General features: G+C 68.4%; 25 protein-coding genes. 12 read left to right on the top strand and 13 right to left on the bottom strand.

Going from position 1 to position 25,004, the window contains the following annotated elements:
- Window positions 1–43: 43 nt before the first annotated feature.
- On the bottom strand, window positions 44–2,809 hold the full coding sequence (locus LGY53_RS28315) for a LuxR C-terminal-related transcriptional regulator (protein WP_225729752.1): 2,766 nt from the start codon (window positions 2,807–2,809) through the stop codon (window positions 44–46).
- A gap of 197 nt (window positions 2,810–3,006) precedes the next feature.
- On the opposite strand from LGY53_RS28315, the gene LGY53_RS28310 reads away from it, so the two are divergent.
- The 3 genes from LGY53_RS28310 (at window position 3,007) to LGY53_RS28300 (ending at window position 4,374) form a co-directional block, all read left to right on the top strand.
- Entirely contained in the window at window positions 3,007–3,354 is a 348-nt protein-coding gene (locus tag LGY53_RS28310; protein ID WP_225729751.1) for a VOC family protein, read from the top strand.
- A gap of 23 nt (window positions 3,355–3,377) precedes the next feature.
- Window positions 3,378–3,833, top strand: coding sequence for an iron chaperone (locus LGY53_RS28305; RefSeq protein WP_225729750.1), 456 nt, complete (start codon window positions 3,378–3,380; stop codon window positions 3,831–3,833).
- Between the two features lie 82 nt (window positions 3,834–3,915).
- Complete coding sequence (locus LGY53_RS28300; protein WP_225729749.1) at window positions 3,916–4,374, top strand: DoxX family protein; 459 nt, start codon at window positions 3,916–3,918, stop codon at window positions 4,372–4,374.
- On the opposite strand, the gene LGY53_RS28295 is transcribed toward LGY53_RS28300, so the two are convergent.
- Both LGY53_RS28295 and LGY53_RS28290 read right to left on the bottom strand, forming a co-directional pair.
- Window positions 4,361–5,125 (bottom strand): glutamine amidotransferase, encoded by a 765-nt coding sequence (locus tag LGY53_RS28295; protein WP_225729748.1) that lies wholly within the window; start codon window positions 5,123–5,125, stop codon window positions 4,361–4,363. The genes LGY53_RS28300 and LGY53_RS28295 overlap by 14 nt on opposite strands.
- A 41-nt stretch (window positions 5,126–5,166) precedes the next feature.
- The gene (locus tag LGY53_RS28290; RefSeq protein ID WP_225729747.1) at window positions 5,167–5,586 is read right to left on the bottom strand and encodes a hypothetical protein; all 420 of its coding nucleotides are present in this window, start codon (window positions 5,584–5,586) and stop codon (window positions 5,167–5,169) included.
- A gap of 375 nt (window positions 5,587–5,961) precedes the next feature.
- On the opposite strand from LGY53_RS28290, the gene LGY53_RS28285 reads away from it, so the two are divergent.
- Window positions 5,962–6,576 carry a hypothetical protein gene (locus LGY53_RS28285; protein WP_225729746.1) on the top strand — a complete coding sequence of 205 codons (615 nt, stop codon included), beginning with the start codon at window positions 5,962–5,964 and terminating at the stop codon, window positions 6,574–6,576.
- Window positions 6,577–6,595: 19 nt separating this feature from the next.
- On the opposite strand, the gene LGY53_RS28280 is transcribed toward LGY53_RS28285, so the two are convergent.
- Entirely contained in the window at window positions 6,596–7,015 is a 420-nt protein-coding gene (locus LGY53_RS28280) for a hypothetical protein (RefSeq protein WP_225729745.1), read from the bottom strand.
- Window positions 7,016–7,405: 390 nt separating this feature from the next.
- Here LGY53_RS28280 and LGY53_RS28275 point away from each other — a divergent pair, with 390 nt between their 5' ends.
- The 3 genes from LGY53_RS28275 to LGY53_RS28265 all read left to right on the top strand — a co-directional run bounded on the left by LGY53_RS28275 (window position 7,406) and on the right by LGY53_RS28265 (window position 10,581).
- Complete coding sequence (locus tag LGY53_RS28275; protein ID WP_225729744.1) at window positions 7,406–7,843, top strand: VOC family protein; 438 nt, start codon at window positions 7,406–7,408, stop codon at window positions 7,841–7,843.
- Between the two features lie 483 nt (window positions 7,844–8,326).
- Window positions 8,327–8,503, top strand: a complete 177-nt coding sequence (locus LGY53_RS28270; RefSeq protein ID WP_167477040.1) for a DUF1737 domain-containing protein — start codon at window positions 8,327–8,329, stop codon at window positions 8,501–8,503.
- A gap of 656 nt (window positions 8,504–9,159) precedes the next feature.
- Window positions 9,160–10,581 carry a short-chain fatty acyl-CoA regulator family protein gene (locus LGY53_RS28265; protein WP_225729743.1) on the top strand — a complete coding sequence of 474 codons (1,422 nt, stop codon included), beginning with the start codon at window positions 9,160–9,162 and terminating at the stop codon, window positions 10,579–10,581.
- Here LGY53_RS28265 and sigJ read toward each other — a convergent pair whose 3' ends face one another.
- Window positions 10,582–11,481: an RNA polymerase sigma factor SigJ gene (gene sigJ / locus LGY53_RS28260; protein WP_225729742.1), complete on the bottom strand. Its 900-nt coding sequence runs from the start codon at window positions 11,479–11,481 to the stop codon at window positions 10,582–10,584. It abuts the gene before it with no gap.
- Window positions 11,482–11,645: 164 nt separating this feature from the next.
- Between sigJ and LGY53_RS28255 the strand changes: the two genes are divergently transcribed.
- The gene (locus LGY53_RS28255; RefSeq protein WP_225729741.1) at window positions 11,646–13,097 is read left to right on the top strand and encodes an MFS transporter; all 1,452 of its coding nucleotides are present in this window, start codon (window positions 11,646–11,648) and stop codon (window positions 13,095–13,097) included.
- Between the two features lie 2 nt (window positions 13,098–13,099).
- On the opposite strand, the gene recG is transcribed toward LGY53_RS28255, so the two are convergent.
- Both recG and LGY53_RS28245 read right to left on the bottom strand, forming a co-directional pair.
- Window positions 13,100–15,373: an ATP-dependent DNA helicase RecG gene (gene recG, locus LGY53_RS28250; RefSeq protein ID WP_225729740.1), complete on the bottom strand. Its 2,274-nt coding sequence runs from the start codon at window positions 15,371–15,373 to the stop codon at window positions 13,100–13,102.
- A gap of 15 nt (window positions 15,374–15,388) precedes the next feature.
- The gene (locus LGY53_RS28245; protein ID WP_225729839.1) at window positions 15,389–16,972 is read right to left on the bottom strand and encodes a DAK2 domain-containing protein; all 1,584 of its coding nucleotides are present in this window, start codon (window positions 16,970–16,972) and stop codon (window positions 15,389–15,391) included.
- Between the two features lie 298 nt (window positions 16,973–17,270).
- Between LGY53_RS28245 and rpmB the strand changes: the two genes are divergently transcribed.
- From rpmB to LGY53_RS28230, 3 genes are all read left to right on the top strand, one after another.
- Entirely contained in the window at window positions 17,271–17,462 is a 192-nt protein-coding gene (gene rpmB / locus LGY53_RS28240; RefSeq protein WP_011210730.1) for a 50S ribosomal protein L28, read from the top strand.
- A 78-nt stretch (window positions 17,463–17,540) separates the two neighbouring features.
- On the top strand, window positions 17,541–18,029 hold the full coding sequence (locus LGY53_RS28235) for a GNAT family N-acetyltransferase (protein ID WP_225729739.1): 489 nt from the start codon (window positions 17,541–17,543) through the stop codon (window positions 18,027–18,029).
- A gap of 35 nt (window positions 18,030–18,064) precedes the next feature.
- A complete protein-coding gene (locus tag LGY53_RS28230; RefSeq protein ID WP_225729738.1) occupies window positions 18,065–18,916 on the top strand; it encodes an enoyl-CoA hydratase/isomerase family protein in 852 nt (283 codons plus the stop codon).
- 107 nt (window positions 18,917–19,023) lie between these two features.
- On the opposite strand, the gene LGY53_RS28225 is transcribed toward LGY53_RS28230, so the two are convergent.
- From LGY53_RS28225 to LGY53_RS28210, 4 genes are read right to left on the bottom strand one after another with little or no spacing between them, the layout of a single operon-like run.
- The gene (locus LGY53_RS28225; RefSeq protein WP_225729737.1) at window positions 19,024–19,884 is read right to left on the bottom strand and encodes an alpha/beta fold hydrolase; all 861 of its coding nucleotides are present in this window, start codon (window positions 19,882–19,884) and stop codon (window positions 19,024–19,026) included.
- Between the two features lie 58 nt (window positions 19,885–19,942).
- A complete protein-coding gene (locus LGY53_RS28220; RefSeq protein ID WP_225729736.1) occupies window positions 19,943–20,221 on the bottom strand; it encodes a hypothetical protein in 279 nt (92 codons plus the stop codon).
- Window positions 20,222–20,271: 50 nt separating this feature from the next.
- Window positions 20,272–20,955, bottom strand: a complete 684-nt coding sequence (locus LGY53_RS28215) for a uracil-DNA glycosylase (protein ID WP_225729735.1) — start codon at window positions 20,953–20,955, stop codon at window positions 20,272–20,274.
- A gap of 11 nt (window positions 20,956–20,966) precedes the next feature.
- Entirely contained in the window at window positions 20,967–22,037 is a 1,071-nt protein-coding gene (locus tag LGY53_RS28210) for a thiamine-phosphate kinase (RefSeq protein ID WP_225729838.1), read from the bottom strand.
- 160 nt (window positions 22,038–22,197) lie between these two features.
- On the opposite strand from LGY53_RS28210, the gene LGY53_RS28205 reads away from it, so the two are divergent.
- On the top strand, window positions 22,198–22,854 hold the full coding sequence (locus LGY53_RS28205; protein ID WP_225729734.1) for a DUF3515 domain-containing protein: 657 nt from the start codon (window positions 22,198–22,200) through the stop codon (window positions 22,852–22,854).
- Between the two features lie 3 nt (window positions 22,855–22,857).
- Here LGY53_RS28205 and LGY53_RS28200 read toward each other — a convergent pair whose 3' ends face one another.
- Both LGY53_RS28200 and LGY53_RS28195 read right to left on the bottom strand, forming a co-directional pair.
- Window positions 22,858–23,955 carry a D-alanine--D-alanine ligase family protein gene (locus tag LGY53_RS28200; RefSeq protein WP_225729733.1) on the bottom strand — a complete coding sequence of 366 codons (1,098 nt, stop codon included), beginning with the start codon at window positions 23,953–23,955 and terminating at the stop codon, window positions 22,858–22,860.
- 40 nt (window positions 23,956–23,995) lie between these two features.
- Window positions 23,996–24,991, bottom strand: coding sequence for an NAD(P)H-dependent glycerol-3-phosphate dehydrogenase (locus LGY53_RS28195; RefSeq protein ID WP_225729732.1), 996 nt, complete (start codon window positions 24,989–24,991; stop codon window positions 23,996–23,998).
- Window positions 24,992–25,004 lie beyond the last annotated feature (13 nt).

The raw sequence follows: 25,004 nt of genomic DNA, 5'->3' as shown, positions 1-25,004 counted from the left end.
CGCATCGGGCCGAAACACGCTGCGGCCCCGAGCAAATGTAACGTCACCTGGCCATCGGAGCGAGGCCGAGGGCCGCGAGTTCCTCGGCGTGGTCGCCACCGGCCAGCATCCGGGTCCGCAGCGACTGGTAGCGGCATCCGGCGGCGTCGAACACGGCGACCGTTGCGAGCATCCGCTGCCGGTCCCCCGTGCGCAGACCCTCGGCCCGTTCCACCAGCGCACCGGCGACGGGATTCCCGGCCACCAGTTCCCTGGCCCGCGCCGAATATGTTCCGGCGTCGGCGCTTTCGGCGAGCACGGCCGCTTCCGCGCGCAGCGCGACATACCAGTGCAGCCACAGCCAGGTGATCGAACGCCACACCTCGCCGGGTTCGGCCGCCAGCCGGTCGTGGGCCGCGCTCGATTGTCCGTTGTGCAGCAACAGCATTGCGTCGAACACCGCGCGGTATCCGTACGCGTGCTCGGGCGCGGTGTCGAGCCGGTTCAGCACGGCATCCCATTCGCGGCGCGCCGCGTCGTCGCCGCGCAGGCCGTTGATCATCGCGACACCGGCCACCGCGGCGCCGAGGACCGGCCCGGTCGGGTTACCCGCCCGCTGCCACGACTCGAGGAATCGCGCGCCGTTGACGAGCACCTCGCCGACATTGCCCGCCAGCGCGTCGACCACCAGCAGCCAGCACGTCGCACGGTGGCCGACCTCGGCGAGCATCGGATGGTCGGCGAGCTGGCGCGCCGAGCGCCGCGCGCCGGGCAGATCGCCGACGCCGAGCGCCGCCTCGGTTGCCTCGCCGAGCGCGTCGATCAACTCGTGGGTGCCGAGCGGTGTGTCCGGCGCGGACGCGAGCCGGTTCACCCGGCGCCGGGCCGTCGCCGCGGCGGCGAACGCGTCGCCCGCCCAGCTCTGTGCGCCGGCCAAGGTGTCGAGCGCGGCGGATTCGGCGAGCGGATCGCCGGTGCGACGCGCGAGTTCCACCGCACGCTCGGCGTATTCGATGATCCGCGCCGCAGCGCTGTCGGGTGCGGCGGCGAACGCATCGGTGAGCGCGCGCCCGGCTTCGGCCAGCGCCACCGCGGCCTGCGCGGCCAGGTCATCACCCGCCGATTCCCGCGCGTCGGCGATGAGTGCGGCGGCCTCCGCCTGCGGCAGCGTCCTGGCGAATTTGCTGGCGAACCGGTAGGAGTTGGCGGCGGCGGTCGCCAGGTCGGTGGCTGCGCCCGCGGCATCACCGGCCCGGCGGGCGGCCGCGGCGGCCGCGCGGTAGAGCCGGTCCATATCGTCGCCGCGCAGCTGGCACGCGGCCGCCGCGGCGGCCTGCCGCAGCATCGATGCGGCGTCGGCCGGGTCGTCGGCGAGCACGGCCGCCTGCTCGAAGCGCCACTGGGATTCGCCGATCAGATTGCGGGTGAACAACATTCCCGCCAGACCCCTGGCGAAACGGTATGCGTCCGCGCGCTGCTCCCGCCGGTCCGCCGCCCATGCCATCGCGGCACGGAAATCATCGGCCGCGGCATCGAATCGGGGCCGCCATTCGGCGCGCACCACAGCCAGCTCGGCGGCCTCGGTCAGGCACCAGCGCAGGTGCCGGGACCGGGTGATATCCAATTCGTCCGCCTCGGCGAGTCGCTCCATCCCGTACTGGCGGATGGTTTCCAGCGCCCGGTATTCGGTCCCGCCCGGCGCGGCCGAGACCAGCAGCAGGCTCTGTTCCACCAGCCGCGCCAATCCGTCTGCGACAACGCCCTTTTCGGATGCGGCGACCTGCGCGGCGGCCGCGACGGTGAACGACTTCATGAATACCGACACCCGGCGCAGCAGCAGCCGGTCGGCCGGGTCGAGCAGGGCGTGACTCCAGTCGAGCGCGGCCCGCACCGACCGGTGCCGGTCCTCGGCGCGCGCGCCGCCCGCGAGCATCCGGAGTTGATCGGACAGTCCGGCGGTCAGGCCGTCCAGCCCGAGCGTCGTCCAGCGCGCGGCGGCCAGCTCGATGGCGAGCGCGACGCCGTCGAGCCGCGCGCAGAACGCCGCGACCTGGTCGCGCAGTGCGTGATTCGGCGGCCAACCGCCGGCCGCGGCCCGATCCATGAACAGCGCGACCGCATCCGAGGCGCCCGCACCGTCCAGTGACATCGGCGGCACCTGGTAGACCCGTTCGAACGGCACCAGCAGCCGGGCCCGGCTGGTCGCGAGCACCGTCACCTTCGGGCAGGCCGCGAGCAGCCGTTCGATGAAGGGTGCGACACCGTCCCGCACATGCTCGCAGTTGTCCAGCACCAGCAGGGCATGCCGGTCGGCCAGCGCGGTGAGCACCGATTCGTCCATGCCCCGGCCGGGTTGTTCGCCGAGACCGAGTGCGAGCGCGGCCGTACCGGCGACGACGCAGATATCCGGCTCGGTGGTCGGGACCAGGTCCACGAACCACACCCCGTCCGGATACGCACCCGCCACCTCGGCGGCGACCGCCAACGCGAGCCGGGTCTTCCCGACCCCGCCGGGGCCGACCGCGGTCACCTGCCGATGCTTCGCGAGCAGCTCGGCGAGTTCGGCCCGTTCGCGGTCGCGGCCGATGAACGAGGTGAGCGGTGTCGGCAGCACCGGATGCGCTCGGTCGGCAGGCGCGGGCGTGGATGCGTGCCGGGCGAGCGCCCGCCGATCCGCAACCTCCAGTTTGCGCAGCAGCGAGGAGACGTGACTCTCCACCGTTCGCACCGAAATGAACAGTCGCGCAGCGATTTCGGCGTTGCTGAGATGTTCCCCCACCAGCGAGAGCACCTCGGCCTCCCGAGCCGAGATCTCCACTGTCACTGCCATAACGCCACTCTCCCGTATCCGGCCGGTCCGATACTTCCCGGTCGGTTCTGCGCGCGACGATACCGACGACGCGCAGGTCACGGTACCCGCCGCCGGTGATCCGTGCGGCGATCCGTGGCCGATTCCGTGGTCGGCACGGATGTGGGCGGACCGCCGCGGCGGCGATGCTTTGGGCACCAACGAATTCAGGAGGGATCATGACCACCCAGGGCATCAAGACCGTGCTGCATCCGGTCTCCGACCTCGCGACCGCCAAGGCCCTGTACACGGCGCTGCTCGGCATACCGCCGCAGACCGACTCGGCCTACTACGTCGGCTTCGACGCCGAGGGCCAGCACATCGGGCTGGTGCCGAACGGCGGGCCGCAGCAGATGACCTCCCCGGTGTCCTACTGGCACGTCGCCGATATCGCGGCGAAGCTCGCCGAGCTGACCGCCGCGGGCGCGACGCTCCGGGAGGACGCGCACGAGGTCGGCGCCGGCCGCCTGGTGGCCACCGTGACCGATACCGACGGCAATGTCCTCGGCCTGATCCAAGACCGCTGAACTTTCGAGCAGGAGAACGAACCATGACCACGAAAACCAAGACCAACACCGGATTTTCGGCCGACGAGGTCGCCGCGATGAAGGAGCACGCCAAGGAGCTGAAGACGGCGGCCCGCCGCGGCGCCCGCGCCACCGAGGCGGATGGCGAGCAGGACGTGCTGGCGAAGATCGCGACGATGGACGCGCCCGATCGCGCACTGGCCGAACGGATACACGCCATCGTCACGACCAACGCGCCCGGTCTCGCCCCGAGGCTCTGGTACGGCATGCCCGCCTACGCCAAGGACGGCAAGGTCCTGTGCTTCTTCCAGAGCGCGGGAAAGTTCAAGGCGCGGTACGCGACGCTCGGCTTCAACGACGTCGCCCAACTGGACGAGGGCACCGTGTGGCCCACCGCCTTCGCACTGACGCGGCTCACCGTCGAGGACGAGGCGCGGATCGGCGAGCTCGTGCGGAAGGCGGCCGCTCGAGCCTGCTGATCGAACGATTCACCTGACCCGATCGTGGTCACAGGTACGGATGACCCTCCGGCATCCGCTGTCCACAAGATTCGAGACCGTCATGCACCTGTTAGCTACCGATAGGAGTGCCGGACCCGCGCCGGGCAGTGCCGGTGCGCTGGTTCTCGGTCTGTTTCGCATGCTGATCGGTATTTCGTTCGCCATCCACGGGCTTTCCGAACTGTTCGGGAAGCCCGTCGCGCCGTTCGGCGGCCATATCGCCACCTTCGGCAGCTGGCCGCAGTGGTGGGCCGGGATGATCGAACTCGTCGCCGGCGCGCTCGTCGCGGCGGGTATCGGCACCCGGGTCGCCGCGCTGCTGTGCTCCGGCGCGATGGCCTATGCCTATTTGTCCGTCCACCTGAAGCACGGTCTGCTGCCGATCCAGAACGGCGGCGAGCTCGCGGCGCTGTTCTGCTGGTCGTTCTTCCTCATCGCGGTGATCGGGCCGGGTGCGTTGGCGGCGGCATCGCTGTTGCCGTCCACCGCTCGGCGCAACACCGTATCTACTCACAGATAACGGGATCGCCCGCCCGCTCCGCGCAGTACCGGGTGGCGAACCGGTACAGGATCCGGCGCGGCACCGTCACCGATTCCCGATGGCCGAGCGCGATCAGGTATTCGGCCTCGGCCGGATCGAAATAGCCTGCGTGCCGGTAGGTTTCGATGCGGATGGCGAGCCCGTCGCCATCCAGTTCCGGATGGAACTGGGTCGCGTACACGTGCTGCCCGGCCCGGATCATCTGCACCGGGCACTCGGCCGATCCGGCCAGCAGCACCGCACCGGGCGGGACGTCCTGGCAGGCCTCCTTATGCCCGACGAACGCGCGGAACCGCGTCGGCAGGCCGCGCAGCAGCGGATCGGTGGCGGCGCTTTCGGTCAGCTCGATCGTCGGGGCGCCGACTCCCTCGCCGTACCGCTCCCGCCCGACCACGCCGCCGAGCACATCCGCCAGGATGCCCAAGCCGTAGCAGGCGCCGAGATACGGGAAGTCGCGCGCGACGATCTCGGCGACCAGCTTCTTCAGCGTCGGCTCGAATGCCCGCTGATACTCGTACTTTTCGTCGTCGGGGCTGCTGACATTGCTCGGCCCGCCGCCGACGATGACCGCGGCGAACTCGTCGAGATCGATATCGGGCAGCCCACGATCCATCTGGATCCGCACGAACCGATCCGCGGGCAGATCCGCACCGCGCCGGATGGCCTGGTACTCGTCGTCGGCGGCCGACCGCTCCGGCCGCAGCTGCAGCAGTAGGCAAGGCTTCGGCATGGGTCACATTCTGGTGCAGGGTCCGGCGGCGCGGTTCGGGTTCAGCTCACGATGTGGACCGGTTGCGAGCCGGTGCTCGCGATGACGGTGGTCCCCTGCCCGAGGTTGGCCGTCAGCATGCCGCCGGATTCGTTGGGCAGCGCGCGGCCGGGCGCGATCAGATGGCCCGACCAGTCGTGCGGCGCGCCGTCGCAGTCGACCATGACCGCGCCGTCGAGCCGGATGGCGATCGGGCCGCCGATGCCGCCGCGGAACATCTGCTCCAGCGTACCGTCCACCACGTCGACCCCGGCGGTGCCCCCGCCGCCGCAGGTGGCAGACCCGCTGACGGTCAGCGTGGTGACGTTGTAGACCAGCTCGGGCGCAACGGATATCGATGCGGGCGGCTGGGCCGCGACGGTCGCCGGGACGATCCCGAGGCAGCCGGTCGTCGCGGCGAGAACGATCAGGGTGCGGAACATGGTTGTCCTCCTGTCGGTGCGCGAATCGCGAGATCGGAGACCACTACATCATCCCAGTTCGCCGGTCGGCGGAATTTCGGGGCACCTGTTCGTTCGCGATCGCTCCGCGATCGCTGCCCGCCCGGAATGCGGCCGACCTTGCATCACGGTTCGATGATCAACGAAAGGAATAGCGGCACTTGACTATTCGCCGAAATCGGCGCTACCAGGCGTCCTTTTCCGCGAATCATGGCCGCGCACATTGCGTTATGGCCACCGTATAGTCCGCCGATATAACTGTTTCGCCAGAAATCAAGAACGCCAGCAATTTCTGGGTACATCCCGCACAAGCCGGGCCGGACCCGGAGGCATCGAAAAATGAAGAAAGTTACGACCATGCGTAGAGCAACGGCGCTCTTCGCCGCAGTATTGTTGGCCATCCTCCTCTCCCTCTCCTACGGAACGACGCCGAAGGCTGCCGCCGATGACTGCATCGGCGATTGGGCCATCGGTATCGGCGGTCTCGGCGACAACAACTCATCGGTGGTAGCGCCATACGTGGATCAACCCGTCGGCTACAACTCGCTCGATCCGATGTCGGGATTGAATGAACTCGACCGCCTGTTCTGGCTGCACCGCAACGAATGCCCCGGCGACCATATCCGGCTGATCGGGCACAGCGAGGGCGCCGGCATCGTGCACGCCTGGGCCACCGCCCATCAGGACGTGGACAATGCCAACGCCATACTCCTTTCCGATCCCAAGCGGGCGCCGGGACCCGGCTGGGGCGGCCTTTCGTCCACCCCGGGAAGCGGGATCGTCGGATATCCGCTGGCCGGCGTCGACGACTGGTTCGGCGGCTTCCCGGTGCTGACCGTGTGCAACCACGACGACCAGATCTGCGACACCTCCGCAGGCTGGCAGGGTTATCTCTTCGGCGGCGCGCACACCCGTTACGATTTCAACGTATGGGATTACGGTGATTGGGATTCCGGCGTCTGGTACCGGTGAACCGATCGGCCCGAGGGGATCAGTAGCCCTGCGCCACCGATCCCCATTGGCTGAATCCGTGCCCCATCGAAGTACACACCGCCACACCCTGATAGGTGATTTGGCAATTCGCTCCGGCATATGACACCGAATACTGCGGGTCGTGGTAATTGCCGGGCGCCGCGCGCAGCAGCGCCGGATTTCCACCGGGCAATGTATGGCTGCCGTTGGAGTTCCACTGCGGATGCGCCGGCGACATCGTCGAATCGATGACGATGGCCGGCACATTCGGCAGCGATACCTGCATTCCGGCGTACAGCACATTCATCGCCGACGCCGGGATCGCGAGGTCACACCCCACCGCCGCATTCGCGGCGATCGAACAGTTCCATCCACCGATCGCGAAATACGCTGTGCCATCGACAACCGTCGGCCCCGCTCCGTCGGCGGCATCAGCCACGCCCATCCCCGGCAGGGCCGCGACGCCACCCAGAATTCCTCCGCAAACCGTTGCGACGGCCAATTTTCCGGCCCTCCACACAACATCTCCCTCGAACGCACGACCAGCTCGGGTCAAGTCGAATATAGAGAAAAGCTATCACCATACGGTGCAAAGGCAAGCAATCTCGTCAACGGCCCTTGTCCGATTCCTTCAAGACCTCTTCCCCTGCTCTTCGATTGACTGGCCGCGCACAACATCGTTCAACTGAGGAGGCGCACCATTTTCCGGCTACGAACCCTGGCTCCGGCGGCCGTCGTGGCGGCGTCCATCGCCTTGACGGCCTGCTCCGGCACGCAGAGCGGCTCCGCATCGGCAAATACTCAACCGCCCGTTCAGAGGAGTAACGACATGAAGGTCGATATCGGCGCGATCACGCTCGCCGTGCGAGATCTGGACCGCTCGCTGCGCTTCTACCGAGAAGCGCTCGGATTGTCCTCGCCCGGGATCATCGGCACCGAATACGTTGGCGACCAGAACAATCCGAGCGGCGCGACCGCGCAGTTCAAATTGCCGACAGGGCAGATCTTTTCGATCTACTCGCGCGACGACCTCGCGAAGGATGCGGGCGTGCCGCCCGAGCGGGTAGCGGGCTCCGGGTTCAGCCTCGGCTATTTCGTCGACAGCCGGGACGATGTGGACCGCGTCCTGGAAAACGTGCGGAAGGCGGGCGGCACGATAGTCCGCGCCCCGCTGGAACGTCCGTGGGGGATATACGCGGGCTACTTCGGCGATCCGGACGGACACCTCTGGGAGGTGGTCTATTTCCTGAACGGTAGGCCGAGCTGACCGGGTGTGCGCCTCGATTTGCGTTGTGGCACTGCCACTTCGGTGTTATCGAGGCGCACACCCACCGGCGAAACGGGATCCTTCAGTCCGGCTCGTTCTCCGGTCGCGGCCTACGCCTCGGCCGCGCCGGATATTTCACGCACGGCTCGGTATGCGCCGCCGGTCGCGGTCGTATCTTGGACAACCCCTGCCGCAACGCCGGATGACACCCACGCCCCATGACAACTCCCCTCCCGATCGGTCGAAGAGCACCTTCAATCCCCTGATCAGATTCGACGCACGGGCGTGCGGATCGGTTCCATGGATTCGCGCCGAATTTGCGCCGGGCCGGTCGAGGGCGGGTTATCCGGGGTTCAGAAGCCGAACGCTCGGGTGGACATACGTGGCTCACTTCCTGCTAGGCGACGTGCACCGATTCAACCGAGCACTCACTTGGCATGAAAGTCACGTGATCGAATGCGGTCGACCCCCTAAGCTGGGCGCATGACCGACGAACGTCCTCTGCCCTACCGGCTCATCACCGGCGTCGACGACGCGGCCTTCTGCGAGCGCATCAGCGCGCTGCTGGATCAGGGCTACAAACTGCACGGCTCACCGGCCGTCACCTACAACGGCGCGAATGTCATTGCCGCGCAGGCGGTTATCTGGGATCCGCAGTAGTTTTCGCTCGGCGGGCAGTGCTCACGACGTACAGCCGTCCAGTATTGCCCGCTTGACTTCACCGGGCGCGACAACGCCGCCCTTCGCTGCCGAATCCCGGGCGTCCAGCAACCTGTCGAGACGCACCGGGTCGGCTCGAGCTTGCCAGCGTCGCGCATGGTCATCGCGCCGACGCATGCGGCGCGCTCTGCCGACCGGAGATCCGCACCGCGCCTGATGGGAGCTCGTCCACAGACCTGCGCACGGACGGAGCGAATGCGGAGGTACCCCTGACCCGCACCCCGTAGCCGGGCTCGGTATCGAATTCGAACGGCCCGCCACCGACAACCCGAACATCAACGCGCACAACCGAATTCCGCGCACCGAGCCGAAGCGCACAGCGTAAACCGTTGCGAATCAAGGAATAAGTCCGCCGACACCACGACCACACACCGAGCGGCAACCACTCCGGCAATCTTGGTTGCCAGCGGAGCCGCATACCGCGGCCGCTCGGCCGCGCACCGGCCGCAGCCGTTTCGGTCCGCCCGGACGCCAGCCGTCCACTTCGCACGCTACGCAGCAGCAACCACGGGCAAAACTCCTCGCAACGCGCATTCCGGTGACCAGCATCGGCCCGGTTGCAATGTTTGCGAAGGATCGGGACTACCATCTTCGGCGTGCGCAAGATGTACGCGGGCGCCCGCCTACGGCGGTTGCGCGAGGAACGCCGGATGACCCAGGCGGCGCTGGCGAAGACCCTCGACCTGTCACCCAGCTACCTCAATCAACTGGAACGCGACCAGCGGCCGCTGACCATCCCGGTCCTGCTCAAGCTGAACTCCACCTTCGACCTGGATGTGCAGTTCTTCGCGGCCGACTCCAACGCGCGCCTGGTCTCGGACCTACACGAGGTGCTCGTCGACGCCGCGGGCGGCGATACCGCGCCGATGACCGAGGTGGAGGAGCTGGCCACCCGACTACCCGAGGTGGCCAGGATGGTCGTCGCGATGCATCGCAGGCTACGCGCGGCCACCGACCAGCTCGACCTGCTCTCCGCCAGGGTCGCCGCGCCGACCGGCGCGCCCGGGGTGCCCATGCCGTACGAGGACGTGCGCGACTTCTTCTACGACCACCACAATCACATCCCGCAGCTGGATCTGGCCGCCGAGCAGCTGTTCGAGGAGTGCGGGCTGACCATCGGCTCGCTGGATCGCCAGCTCGCCAGGGTGGCCGAGGAGCGCGCGGGCGTCACCGTGCTGGTGCGCGGCGACGGCGCCGACCCGAATATCCCGAAGCGCCATTACGAACCGGACAATCGCACCCTCACCCTGGCCCGCAGGCTGCGACCCGGCCAGCGCGCCTTCCAGATCGCCACCACCATCGGATCGCTGTTGTACGGCAAGGAGATCGATGCCGTCCTCGACGAATCCCGTTCGCTCACCGGCGAATCCAGAACGCTGGCGCGCATCGGGCTGGCCAACTACTTCGCCGGTGCGCTGGTGCTGCCATACGGTAAATTCCTGCGCTCGGCCGAGGAATTGCGCTACGACATCGACCTGCTCGGACTGCGTTTCGAGGTCGGCTTCGAAACCATCTGCCACCGGTTGAGCACCCTGCAGCGGCAGGGGCAGCGCGGCATCCCGTTCTTCTTCGTCCGCACCGACCGCGCGGGCAATATCTCGAAACGCCAGTCCGCCACCGCATTCCACTTCTCCAGGGTGGGCGGCAGCTGCCCGCTGTGGGTGGTGCACGAGGCGTTCGCGCATCCGGGCCGCATCCTCACCCAGATCGCGGAGATGCCGGACGGGCGTCGCTATCTGTGGATCGCCCGCACCGCGCACGCCGCGCCGCACGGATTCGGCACGGCGACAAAGAATTTCGCGATCGGCCTGGGCTGCGACATCGAATACGCCGAGCGCATGGTGTATTCCACCGGCCTGCAACTGGACAATCCGGCCGCGACGGTGCCGATCGGCGCGGGCTGCAAGGTATGCGAACGCCCCGCCTGCCCGCAGCGGGCCTTCCCGCAGATCGGCGCGCCGCTCGCGGTCACCGAGAACACCAGCACCGACCTGCCCTATCCGCGGATCGGTCGGTGATCAGTCCTCGATGCCGGTCAGCTTGTCCGGATTGGTCACCGCGTAGATGCCGAGCACCCGCGCGCTCTCCGGATCGATATCGAGAACCACCACCGCGTACGGCCCGCCCTCGGCGTAAACGACCACGGATGGATCACCGTTGATCGACCGGTACTCGAGCGTGGCCTCGTTGAAGAATTCGACCAGCTTGGCATTGGTGAGCAATCGCGAGACCTTTTCCGCGCCGTAGATCGTCCGCAGCGCGGCCCGTCGCTTGCCGCCGCCGTCGGACCAGAAGGCCACGTCGGGAGCCAGTAACTCCAGCAGCCCGGCCACATCGCCGTCGTGCTGGGCGGCCAGGAACTTCTCGGTCACCCGCCGCTGCACCCGCGGATCGGCCGTGCCGCGCGGACGGCGGGCATGCACATGCTCGCGGGCCCGGTGGGTGAGCTGGCGCACGGCGGCGACGTTGCGGCCCAGTATCTCCGCGATCTCCGCGTGCGGATACCCGAAGACGTCGTGCAGCACGAAAACCGCGCGCTCGAGCGGGGACAGGGTTTCCAATACGACCAGCATCGCCATCGACACCGATTCGGCGCGCAGCGTCCGCTCCGCGGCATCGTCGGCCGGATCCGACACCAGCGGTTCGGGAAGCCAAGGGCCGACATATGTTTCGCGGCGACGATTGATCGTGGACCGCCGATCGAGGCCCCGGTTCACCGCCGTGCGCACCAAGTAAGCGCGGGGATGTTCGATCTCCGCCGCCCCGGCCCGATAGCGCGCCGCCCAGGCCAGCCACGTGTCCTGCAGCACGTCCTCGGTGTCGGCGACGCTGCCCAGCACGTTGTAGACGATGGAGAACAGCAATTCCCGGTGCTCGGCGAACACCCGGGTGGCGCGGTCGTCGTCGGTCTCGATCATCGATCCTCCTCGGTTATCTGCAACCTAGAGTCCGGCACGCACCGAAATGTGACATGGCTTGGCGATTTGTGACCTGACTCTCTTCATGTCACACCGCGCGCACTGCCCGCCCTCTCAGATTCACAGCGGATGAACCGCGTCCCCGAAATCGGAAGGGCAACACCGTGAACGCAACCCTGGTGACGGATACACCGTCGTTCCTGGCCACCCGCCGCGGCAAACTCACGTTGACGCTGCTGTGCGCGGTCGCCTTCCTCGACTTCGTCGACAGCTCGATCGTCAACGTCGCACTGCCGACGATCCAGCGCGAACTGCGGCTCCCGGTACCCACCCTGCAGTGGGTCACCAGCGGCTACCTGCTCACCTACGGCGGTCTGATGCTGCTCGGCGGCCGCCTCGCCGACCTGCTCGGACGGCGGCGGGTGCTGATTCTGGGCACCGTTATCGTCGGAGTGTCCTCGGCCTTCGGTGGCATGGCGCACTCGAGCGGGCTGCTGATCGGTGCGCGCTTCGCGCAAGGCGTCGGGGCGGCGCTCATGCTGCCCGCGGCCCTGTCCATCCTCACCACCAGCTTTCGCGAGGGCTCCGATCGGCACACCGCGCTGAGCGTATGGGGCGGCGCCGCCGGCCTGGCGTCGGCGGCCGGCGTATTCCTCGGCGGCGTACTCACCCAGGGGCCGGGCTGGCGTTGGGTGTTCTATGTCAATACACCGGTGTGCGTGCTGGCGCTGGCCGCCGTTCCGGCGCTGCTGCCGAACGATCGCCGCAACGAAATCCGCAGTGGCTTCGATGTTCTCGGCACTGCACTGGCCACCGGAGGACTGATGCTGCTGGTGTACGGATTGGTGAAGGCGCCCGACCAGGGCTGGGGCTCGACCCGGACTATCGTCGAACTCGCGGTGGCCACCGCCCTGCTCGCCGCCTTCGTCGTCAACGAGCGCTACACCGCGAATCCGCTTGTCCCCCTTTCGATTTTCCGCATCCGCGGGCTGGCCGCCGCCGATATCACGCACCTGATCCTGGCCGCGGGCATGCTGGCGATGTTCTTCTTCGTCACGCTGTACATGCAGGAGGTGCTCCGCTACGGCGAGTTCGAGGCGGGCAGTGCGTACCTTCCGCTCAGCCTCACCGTGGGTATGGCGGCGGGCGTTGTCGCGAAGATTTTCCCCCGCACCGGAACTCGGCCCGTCATCGTGGTGGGATCGCTGATCAGCGCGGCGGGCGTCATCCTGCTGTCCCGGCTGCCGATCGGCGGCTCGTACGCGAAGGACCTGCTGCCGGGCATGCTCATCATGGCGGTCGGACTCGGCGCGGTATTCGTCGCCAACACCACCGCGGCGAATGCGGGTGTGCCCGCCGAACAGGCCGGGCTCGCGGCCGCGCTACTCAATACCGCCCAGCAGATCGGCGGCGCGCTCGGCATCGCGGTGCTCACCGCGATAGCCACGTCACGCACGAACGACCAACTGGCGCAAGGCCACAACCCGATCGACTCGATGACCTCCGGCTTCCGCTACGGGCTGCTGATCGGCGGGTTGATCGCGCTCGCCGGTGCGGTGGCCGCGTTGTGGACGGCCAACTCACGCGGCGAAGAGCCCGCCCGGTCCCGGCTTTAGTCTCACGACTTCGCCAGATACTCCAGCCGCTCGCCGTCGACGGCCGCGTGCATCATGCTCGCCAATCCGGGATGGCGCTGCAGCCCCGGATCCTGCTCGACCACCTTGCGCGCCAATTCCTGTGCGGCGGTGATGACTTCGAGATCGTCCAGCAGGGACAGCAGCCGCAGCGACCGGGCGGTGCCGGACTGCGCGGCGCCGAGCACATCGCCCTCGCGCCGCTGCCGCAGATCGAGCACCGCGAGCTCGAAGCCGTCGGTGGTCGCGGCCACCGCCTCCAGCCGCGCCATGGCCGAACCGCCCGGCGCGGCATCGGTGACCAGCAGGCACAGCCCGGCATGCTTACCCCGGCCGATGCGGCCGCGCAGCTGGTGCAGCTGGCTGACGCCGAACCGGTCGGCGTCGAGGATCACCATCACCGTCGCGTTCGGCACGTCGACGCCGACCTCGACCACCGTCGTGCACACCAGCACATCGATGGTCCCATCGTTGAAAGCCCGCATCACCTGGTCTTTTTCATCGGCGGGCAGCCTGCCGTGCAATAACCCGACCCGCACGTTCGCCAGCGGACCGTGCCGCAGCATATCGAACACCTCGACAACGGCCTGGGTGCTCGGCCCCTCCTTCTCCTGCTCGGATTTCTTCGCTTTTCCGTTGCGGCCCTTCGGATTCTCTTCGTCATCACCGATGCGTGAGCACACCACGTAGGCCTGCCGCCCGGCTTCGACCTCCTCGAGGATCCGCTCCCAGGCCCGGTCCACCCAGTTCGGGTGCAGTTTGCGCGGCACCACCCGCGAGGTGATCGGTGAACGGCCCCTTGGCAATTCGGTGAGGGTCGAGGTCTCCAGATCACCCAGGGTGGTCATCGCGATGGTGCGCGGAATCGGGGTGGCGGTCATTACGAGCAGATGCGGGGTGGTCCCCGGTTTCGCCTTGGCGCGCAACGCGTCCCGCTGTTCGACGCCGAAGCGGTGCTGCTCGTCCACCACCACCATGCCCAGATCGAAGAACTCCACCGCGTCCTGGATGAGCGCGTGCGTGCCGATGACGATGCCCGCCTCGCCGCTCACCGCGTCGAGCAGCGCCGCCTTCTTCGCGCCCGCCGACATGGACCCGGTCACCAGCACCACCTTGGTGGACCGCTCCGCCGCACCGAGTTCACCTGCGGTCCCGAGGTCGCCGAGCATCCCGCGCAACGACCGATAATGTTGGGCGGCAAGCACTTCGGTCGGGGCCAGCAGCGCGCACTGCTGGCCGCTGTCCACCACCTGCAGCATGGTGTGCAGCGCGACGATGGTCTTACCGGAGCCCACCTCGCCCTGCAGCAGCCGATGCATCGGGTGGCTGCGCGCGAGATCTCCGGAGATCTCCTCGATCACCTGCCGCTGCCCCGCGGTGAGTTCGAACGGCAGGCGTTTGTCGAATTCCGCCGCGATACCGTCGGCGCGGGGCGGACACGGCCGCGCGGCCCGGCCCTCCGTCTCGTGCCGCCGCTCGGCCAGCACCAGTTGCAGGGCCAGCGCCTCGTCGAAACGCAAACGCTCCCTTGCCTGTTCGATATCCGACTTGCGTTCGGGCAGGTGGACCAGCCGCAGCGCGTCGGATATCGGCAGCAGCCCGCGCTCCGCACGCAGGTCGGCCGGGAGCGGATCGTCTATCGGGTCGAGTTGATCCAGCACCTGCCGCACGCAGGCCAGCAGCGTCCAGCTCTGCACCTTCGCGGTCGCCGGGTAAACCGGGATGTACTCCCGTTCGAAGAACGAAACATCGACGCCCTCCGCACCTTTGGCGCTCTGCGCGAGTCCGCGCAACGCTCCGCTGCCGCGCACGGTCGTGAGATTCTCGACCGAACCCTCCCCCTTCTCGGGCAGGATCAGGTAATCCGGATGCGACAGATTCCACCGGTCCGGCCGCCACCAGTGCACGGTGCCCGACATCATCGCTCGAACCCCTTCGCGGACAAGGTAACTCACCTTGTCGCCATTGAAGAAGGTGATATCGATCGGGCTGGTGGAGCCGGTGTCGAGCACGACCTTGAGCATCTTGCCGCGACGGTTCTTCATCGGCCGCAGTTCGGTTTTCGTCACCCGGCCCACCACGGTGATGTGCTTGCCCTCCTCGGGCAGTTCCTCGGTGAGCGGCTGACCCTGCGTCGCGTAACGCAATGGATAGTGCCGCAACAGATCCTCGACCGTATGCATGTCGAACGCGTCGGCCAGCGGTTCGGCCGCCTTCGCGCCGAGCAGACGATCGAGCCGATCGCTCAGTGTCGCCATAGCTATCGCACCGTCCTACTCCACCCCGATCTGCACCAGATCACCGTGCTGCCCACCGGAATACACGATGACCTCGACACCGGGGAAACCGCGTCCGATATGCGCGGTCAGTTCATCGGCCAGGCCTTCGGGGGCATCCGCACCCATCAGCAACGTCACCAATTCGCCACCGAGACCGAGCATCCGGTCCAGCAGGGTCTGCCCCGCCGCCCGCACCTCCCGGTCGATCACCACCACGTCGGCCCCGACCAGGCCGAGGCCGTCACCCGCCGCGCACGTGCCGACCATGGTGAGCGCGCGTTCGGTCGCCGTGCGCAGCGCACCCCACCTGGTGCCCGCGGCCGCCTCCGACATCGCGAAGGCGTCGTCCACCGCGATCCGGCCGCGATCGTGTACCGCGAGCGCGGCCAGCCCCTGCACCATCGACGCGCTCGGCAGCAGCAGCACGTCACGGTGCGCGTCGCGGGCCGCGACACCGACCGCGACCAGTTCGTGCGCGGGCAGCGCGCCGTTCGGCAGCACCAGCACCTCGCGATTCGGCAGGCGGCGGATCGCGGTGAGCAGCGAATCCGTCGTCACCGGACCATCCGCGCCGAGGACGACCGCACCCGCGGTCTCGAACAATTCGACGGCGCCCGCGCCATCGGCGACGGCGAGCACCGCGCGGTCGTGTTCGGCCCGCGCCGAACCGATCGAATGCCCGACCGGCGCGGTGATCGCGAAACTCTCGATCCGGATCCGGTGCACCGCCCCCGCCGCCAGCCCGGCCTCGACGGCCGCACCGGCATCGGCGCAGTGGACGTGCGCGGACCAGGTCCCGGAGCCGTCGCCGACCACCACCACCGAATCGCCCAGCTCGGCCAGGCGACCGCGCAGCGCGGCCGCCTGCGATTCATCGGATGCACCGACCAGGTACATGACCTCGAAATGCGGTGCGCTGGAAGGAAACTCATCATCGATGGGGGCCGGATTGCCGGACGCCGCGTACTCCGGCCGCACCGGCACCTCGCCGAGCACCACCTCGACCAGGCAGTCCAGCATCACCACCAGCCCGCGCGCGCCCGCGTCCACCACACCGGCCGCGCGCAGCACGCCCAACTGTGACGGTGTATCGCCGAGCGCCTTCGCCGCGCCGTCGGCCGCCGCCACCGCGACCTCGGCCAGCGCCGCATCCGGGCAGCTCGCCGCGCAGGCCGCGGCGCAGTCGAGCACCGTGAGAATGGTGCCCTCGATCGGCACGCTCAACGCCGCGCGCACCAGCTCCGCCGCCCTGGCCAGCGCGATACGCAGCGCGTCACCGGTCAGCGGGCCATCGCGCACCGCATCGGCCATACCGCGCAACACCTGCGACAGCAGGATTCCGGAATTGCCGCGCGCGCCCGTTATCGCCCCGCGCGCCAGCGCCGCCGCGACCGCATGGGTATCGGATACGTCCACCGCGACCGCGGCATCCACCGCGGCGCGCATCGTGGCGAGCAGATTGGTTCCGGTATCGGCATCCGCGACGGGGAAGACATTGAGCGCGTTGATCTCCGCGCGCCGCTCGGCAAGGCCGGTGAGACAGGCCCGGCCCCAGCGCAGCAACGCCGTGCCGTCCATCACGTCCCGCACCTCGGGCACCCGTCACCCCTTTTCCCATCCGCCAACGCCCGTCAGGTTAGCGATCAACACCGACAGTAGGATTCCACCGGTCGAACCGCGTGTCCCGCTCCCGTGACCGAATACCCCGGTTTGGCGGATCGAAGGCCTTCCGGCTACCCTTGCAGGGTTGCCTCGCGTGGCCACCCCATGGTTCACGCTGGTCGGCGTCAGTCGGCAGGCACATCACGACATTGTTCCCGGACATGCTGCACCGCGAATGCGGCGGTCCCCACATGACATGAAGGAGTTCGCGACTATGGCTGCCGTCTGCGACGTCTGCGCCAAGGGCCCCGGCTTCGGGAAGTCGGTCTCGCACTCGCACCGGCGCACCAACCGTCGTTGGAACCCGAACATCCAGACCGTTCGTGCGCAGGTCGCGCCGGGTAACACCCGTCGCATGAACGTGTGCACCTCCTGCCTCAAGGCGGGCAAGGTCGTCCGCGGCTGATTAGGGCCCAGTTCGACGAAAACAGCGCCCCGGTACCGCAAGGTGCCGGGGCGTTGTTGTACCGACCATCATGGATCCATGACCCGACCGTGGCGGATCGCGCCGCTTACCGCCGAACACACCCGCGGCCTGGCCGAATGCCATATCGAATGCTGGCGTGAGGCGTATCGGGGCTTGGTTCCCGATCACATCCTGGCCGCATTCGATCTCGACCACCGCGCCGACCAGTGGGAACGCCGTCGGCTCCGCTACCCGGGCGCCACCCACCTCGGCCTCGTCGACGACGAGGTGATCGGCTTCGCCAGCGCCGGTCCGGCGCGCGACCCGGATCCGGCGACCGCCGTCGAACTGCACGCGATCTACGTCCGGACAGCCTGGCACGGCACCGGCATCGCCGACGAACTCATCCGCACCGCGATCGACCCGGAAGTTCCGTGCCACCTGTGGGTGTTCGAGGAGAACCCGCGCGCGCACGCGTTCTACCGCAGACACGGTTTCGTCCTGGACGGAACGCGCCGGATCGAGGCCTTCGCACCCGTCACCGAGGTGCGCATGGTTCGCGGGTGAGATGCGCGATCCGGACCCGCGATAGGGTGCTGGACATGACCGCCACCGAGACCGAGTACGTCACCGTCGTCGACGGCGTGCTCACCATCACCATCGCCACCGCGGCCAACGGCACCTCGATGGATTTCACCGGAATCAACGCGGGCACCGCCGCACTGCGCGAACTCGGTCCCGAGATCGGCGCGGTGCTGCTGACCGGATCCGGTGCCAATTTCTGCGCGGGCGGCAATGTGCGCGGCTTCGCCGCGGCCGCCGACCGCGGCGCGCATATCCACGGTCTCGCAACGGATCTGCACGAATTCGTCCGCGCGTTGGCCGCGACACCGGTACCGGTGGTCGTCGGTGTGCACGGCTGGGCGGCCGGTGCCGGCATGAGCCTGGTACTGCTCGCCGATATCGCCATCGGCGGTCCCGGCACCAAACTGCGCCCGGCCTATCCGGGTATCGGGCTGAGCCCCGACGGCGGTATGTCCTGGACGCTGCCGCGCGTCGTCGGCGCGGCCCGCGCCCGCGAAATCCTGCTCACCGACGCGGTTCTCGACGCCGACGAGGCCGTCCGCCTCGGCATCATCGGCCGCCTCGTCGACGACGCCGCGGTGCGCGACGAGGCGCTGCGGGTGGCCCGAACACTGTGCACCGGACCGCGATCCACCCACGCGAGCATCAAATCCCTGCTCGCCCAATCGGCTTCGTCGAATCTCACCGATCAACTGGATCGCGAACGCGATGCCATTGCGGTCGCGGCGAATTCGGCCACCGGCCGCGAGGGAGTCGACGCCTTCGTCGAAAAGCGCAAGCCCGATTACGCCCGCCCGTCACCCGACCACCACCCCTCATCGAATCGCTTCGCGATGCCAGATCACTCGTCACCGGACCACCGCCCCTGATCGAATCACCGTGCGACGCTGGCCCACCCGTCGCCCGACTCGAATCGCCGCACGACACCAGGCCCACCCGTCGCCCGACCTCGAATCACGGCACGACGCTTGGCCGTTCAGCGGGTCCGCAGTACGAATTTCGCGACGGCTTCGGTGAACGAGTCGTTGTCGTCGCCTGCCGCCGTATGCGCGGCGCCGCCGATTTCGGCGAGCTGCGCGTGCGGCACCAATTCCTGGAAGGCCGCCGCACCCTCGGCGCTCACCACATCCGAGCGCATTCCGCGCACCAGCAGCACCGGAATGGTGAGCGCGCGGGCCGCCGCCTCCATTTCTTCCACCATCAGGCTGGGATCCTCCACCCGGTCGCGCAGCATGTCCGGATCCCAGTGCCAGTACCAACGGCCTTCGCGCAGGCGCAGATTGCGCAGCAGCCCGTCGGTGTTCTTCGGGCGGGGCCGGTGCGGCAGATATTCGGCGACCGCGTCGGCGGCCTGATCCAGCGTGTCGAAGCCGTCCCGATGCCTGCTCATGAAGTCGATGACGCGCGCGACGCCGGCGGTCTCCGGTCTGGTGACGATATCGACGAGAACCAGTGCGGCGATCCGGTCGGCATCGGGAGCCGCGGTGGCGAGCAGTCCGGTGATGCCGCCCATACTCGCGCCGACCACTACCGCGGGCGCGCCGAGCTGTTCCAGCACCAGCAGCAGATCTCGGACCATGGTGCCGCGGGTGTAGTCGCGATCCGGCGCCCACTGGCTGTCGCCGTGGCCGCGAGCGTCGACGGTGACCACCCGCATACCGGCGGCGGCCAGCTTCACGCCGGTCTGCTTCCACGAGTGACGGGTCTGACCGCCGCCGTGCAGAAAGACGACGAGCTGGCCGTCGACCGGTCCGTACTGGTCGGCGGCCAGCTCCAGTCCGCCCGAACCGCGCAATCGGAGCGGAGTCGGTTCGAGAAGATTGTTCGCATCACTCACGATCCGAGGATCGCACAGTGCCGTTGCCGGGCAGCGGCGAGCCCGGCGAAAACTGTAACTAGTTGCAGTCCCACTTGCCCTGTGCGCTGAGGGTGCGCTGCAGCAGGCAGGTGACCTTGGCGTTGATCGAGGAGGAAAGGCTGGACGACCCCGAGGTGGTCAGCAGATCGGTGACCGGCTTGGCGTTGCTGTCGACGGTGGTGGTCGTCGCATCCGTCGCGGGCTCGAGCGGCAGCGGGGCCGCACTCGCCGCCGCGGCGCCACCGGTCAGTGCGGCGCAGACGGCGATGGTTGCGGTGGCGCCGCGCAGTGCGCCGCGAACGGTCTTGTCGTGCATGGGAACAAGCTCCTAACTCGGTTTCAATTTTCGACTACCCTCGGCGAGCTTCAGGGCAGCCGCCAGTCCACCGGTTCGGCACCCAGTTCGTCAAGCAATTCGTTGACGCGAGAGAACGGACGCGAACCGAAGAAGCCGCGCGACGCGGACAGCGGTGAGGGATGGGCCGATTCGATATACGGCACCTCGGCCGCGGCCAGCGTCGGCTTCAGCGTCGACGCGTCGCGGCCCCAGAGAATGGCGACGAGCGGTTCGTCCCGCCCGACCAGCGCGCGAATCGCCTGCTCGGTCACCGGTTCCCAGCCCTTGCCGCGATGCGAGGCGGGCTGTCCCGGCTGCACCGTGAGCACCCTGTTCAACAGCAGCACACCCTGATCCGACCACGGACTCAGATCGCCGTTGGACGGTGTCGGATGGCCGAGATCCTTGCTGTACTCGGCGAAAATATTCGCCAGGCTGCGCGGCACCGGCGAAACATCAGGCGCCACAGAGAAACTCAGGCCCATCGGGTGCCCCGGCGTCGGATACGGATCCTGGCCGACGATCAGCACGCGCACCGCGTCGAACGGACGCTGGAAGGCGCGCAGCACATTCTCGCCCGCCGGTAGATAGCCGCGGCCCGCGACATTTTCGGCGCGCAGGAACTCGCCCATGGCGGTGATCTGATCCGCCACCGGTTCCAATGCCTTCGCCCAACCGGGATCGATGATTTCCGACAGTGGTTTCGCACCCATGACCGCACAACTTAGCGCGGGTCGCCGACGGATGCCGCGTCTGCCCCGCCGAACGATTCCCAACCGCCGCCGCCCGGCCGCGCGACTCCGTCCACGGTGACACCGCGACCGGCGCGAACCCGGCCGATCGCCACCCACCCAGGCGGCAGGCTCCGGTCGGCCGGAAAGGTCCCGGCAAAGGCGTGATCCTCGCCGCCGGTCAGAATCCATTGCGCCGCATCGGCATTCGAGCCAGCCGAGGACAACCCGGCCGGATCCGGCACGGCGGCCGAACGCAATGCGGCCGCGATCGACTCCAGGGCCGGATCGCGCAGCGCCGCATAGTCCAGATCGATCGCGACGCCCGACGCGTCGGCGATGTGGCCGAGGTCGGCGAGCAGGCCGTCGGAGACGTCGGTCAGTGCGTGGGGTGTCACTTCCGTTGCGGCCGTTGCGGACTCGACAAAGAGATCGAGCACGGCGGCGTATCGCGGCCGCGGCGCACGGTGGTCTGCAAGCACACCCGCAAATTCATCGCGACCGTCCATATCGCTTGACAGCACGGCGAGTCCCGCCGCCGACCGGCCGAGTCGCCCGGCGATCGCGACCGTATCCCCCACCCGCGCACCGGATCTCGTGATCGCCGCGCGCCCGCGCAGATCACCGAACGCGGTGACCGAGATGACCAACTGCCCGTTGCGCACCAGATCTCCGCCCGCGATCGAACCACCGGCCCGCGCCGCCTCGTCCCACATGCCGTCGGTGAGACCGTCGACGAAGGCGACCGGCGTATCGGCCGGGCAGCCGAGCGCCACCACGAACGCCGTCGGCGCCGCGCCCATGGCGACGATATCGGCCGCGTTCTGCGCGATCGCCTTGCGCCCGATCTCCACCGGACTCGACCAGTCCAACCGGAAATGCCGGTCTTGCACGAGCATGTCGGTGGACACCACGAACCGGCCGTCCGGCGCGGCGACCACGGCGGCGTCGTCACCCGGCCCGAGCTGCACGGCCGCCGCCTGTACCCGGTTGCTGTTGATGCGCTCGATCAGCGCGAACTCACCTAGTTCGCCGACCGTGGCGGGCTGCGTACTGTCGCTGATGACCGGTCCCTCCGGGCGCTGTGTCGGATCCGCGCCGGGCCCGTCGTACCGCGCGGCTGATTCAAAACGACCCGACGGTACCCTTGCCGAGGCAATCAACTGTTACCGGGCTGGTCCGGCCGCCGCCTGATCCAGCCCGACGAGGAAGGAGTCGGTGACGATGGCGGAGCCGGACCGCGATTCGACGACCGATGCGGACACCACGGCCCCAACGTCCGCCGATAACTCGCCCGCCGACTCCACGACCGCGCCGGATGCGGCGACGTCCGCCGCGCCGACCCGCGCCTACCCGCCCGCGCTCATCGCGACCGCGGTCGCCCTGCCGGTCATACTCGTCGTCGCCGTCCTGGTCGCCGCGATTCTGGCCCGCCGCGCACCATCCGAACGCGAGCCGCTGGCCCTCGGCCCGGTGGCCGCGCCCACCGCCGACGGACCCGCCTGTGCCGCACTGCTTCCCGCACTGCCCGCCGACCTCGGCGACTTCACCAAATCCACCCTGGTGGAGCCGTCGCCGCCGGCCACTCGCGCCTGGCAGCGCAAGGACGGCGGCGATCCGATCGTGTTGCGCTGCGGCCTGGAACGCCCGCTGGAATTCAACCGCGCGTCCGCGACGCAGTTCGTCAACGGCGTGCAGTGGTTCGAGGTGCGCGACCAGACCGCCAAGGCGAGCACCTGGTTCGTCGTCGACCGCGGCCCCAGCTATATCGCGCTGACCTTGCCCGACGGCACGGGTCCCACACCGATGCAAGAGGTTTCGGACACCGTCGCCGCGCAACTGCCCAAGCGGGACATCGATCCGGGCCCGCTGCCCAACTGAGCGTCAGCGCAGCCCGGTACCCCTGGCCAGCGCGGTCTCGATCAGCGTCGAAAGCAGTGTCGGATAGTCGATTCCGGTGGCCTCCCACATCCGCGGGTACATCGAGATCGAGGTGAAGCCGGGCATGGTGTTGATCTCGTTGATGATCGGACCGGCGTCGGTGACGAAGAAGTCGACGCGCGCGAGCCCTTGGCAGCCCAGCGCTTCGAACGCGCGCACCGCGAGTTCCCGTATCCGGTCCGACATTTCGTCGTCCAGTTTGGCCGGAACGTCGAATTCGCAGACGTCGTCGAGGTATTTGGTGTCGAAGTCGTAGAACTGCGGCGCCTCGGCCGTCATATCCTCCTCCGGCATCCTGATCTCGGCGACGACGCTGGCCGCGACCCGGCCGTCCGGGAATTCCAGTACGCCGCACTCGACTTCGCGTCCGATGATGCCCGCCTCGACGATCACCTTCGGATCGTGTTCGCGCGCCGTCGCGACGGCGGCGTCCAGCCGATCCCACGAGGTCACCTTGGTGATGCCGATCGATGACCCGCCGCGCGCGGGCTTCACGAACACCGGCAGCCCGAGCCGCGCCCGGTCGGCCTCGCTCAGCGTGGTCTCACCGCGGCGCAGCACCACCTGGGTGCCGATCGGAAGTCCTTCCGCGGCAAGGAGTTTCTTGGTGAACTCCTTATCCATGCCCGCGGCGCTGGCCAGCACACCCGGCCCGACGTACGGGATGCCGGCGAGTTCCAGCATGCCCTGCAGCGTGCCGTCCTCGCCGAACGGTCCGTGCAGGATCGGGAACACCACGTCGACCGCGCCCAGCGCGGCGCCGGGTTCGTCGAGTGCGACCAGCGCGCCGGAGCGGCCCGCGGCCAGGGTGAGTGCGGTGCCCGCGCCGTCGACCGACGGCAGCTGGTCGTGGCCGAGTTCGAGCTCCCTCGGGTCGGCGCTGCCGAGCACCCAACCGCCCGCTGTCGTGATGCCGATCGGCACCACCTCGAACTTCGCCGGATCCAGGTGCCGTAGGACGCTGCCCGCCGAAACACACGACACGGCGTGCTCGTTACTGCGCCCGCCGAACACCACAGCCACCCTGATCCGGTTCGTCATGCCCCGAACCGTACCCGTAGCGGCGGATGTGACGGGGCGCCTACTCCGGCTTGATCCGCCTGCCGAGCAAATTGCCGACCGCCTCCGGCACCGGCAGGCCCTCATGGCATACCTGATGCACGGCGCTGGTGAGCGGCATCTCCACCCGGTGTTTGATGGCGAGCGCGCGCACCGATGTGCACGACTTCACGCCCTCGGCCACCTGACCGTGAGTCGCCTCCTGCGCGGCCTCCATCGATCCGCCCCGGCCGAGCACCCGCCCGAACGAGTTGTTGCGCGACAGTGGGGAAGCACAGGTAGCCACCAGATCGCCGACGCCGGCCAATCCCGCCAGCGTCGCGGGTTCGGCGCCGAGTGCGACGCCGAGCCGGATGATCTCGGCGAGCCCGCGGGTGATGATGCTGGCCCTGGTGTTGTCGCCCAAACCCATCCCGGAGGCGATGCCACAGGCCAGCGCGATGACGTTCTTCGCGGCGCCGCCGACCTCGCAGCCGATCACGTCGGTGTTCGTATACGGCCGGAAATAGCCCGTGGCGCAGGCATGTTGGACGGCGACCGCGCGATCGGTATCGGTGCACGCGATCACGGTGGCCGCGGGCTGGCACTGCGCGATCTCCAAGGCCAGATTCGGCCCGGACAGCACCGCGATCCGGTCCGCGCTCGCGCCGGTGACCTCGCCGATCACCTCGCTCATCCGCAGCAGGCTGCCGTTCTCGATGCCCTTGGCCAGGCTCAGCAGCGTGGCGTCCGGATCGATCAGCCCCTTCCATTCCGCGAGGTTCACCCGCAGCGACTGCGAGGGCACCGCGAGCACCACGATGTCGGCGCCGTCCAGCGCGATCGCGGGATCGTGGGTGGCGGCCATGGGGGGCAGCGGAATATCCGGGAGGTAGAAGCGATTGCGATGTTCGGAGGACAGCGCCTCGGCGACCTCCGGCCTGCGCGCCCAGATCGTGACCTCGGTTCCCGCGTCCGCCAACACCTTTGCGAACGCGGTGCCCCACGATCCCGCGCCCATAACCGCCGCCCTCGTCATCAGCCCAATATGC

This window comes from Nocardia sp. JCM 34519.1 (genome assembly GCF_020361265.1).
Lineage (GTDB): Bacteria > Actinomycetota > Actinomycetes > Mycobacteriales > Mycobacteriaceae > Nocardia > Nocardia arthritidis_A.
Note: the sequence above shows the minus strand (reverse complement) of the source record. Positions and strands in the feature narration are given on the sequence as shown.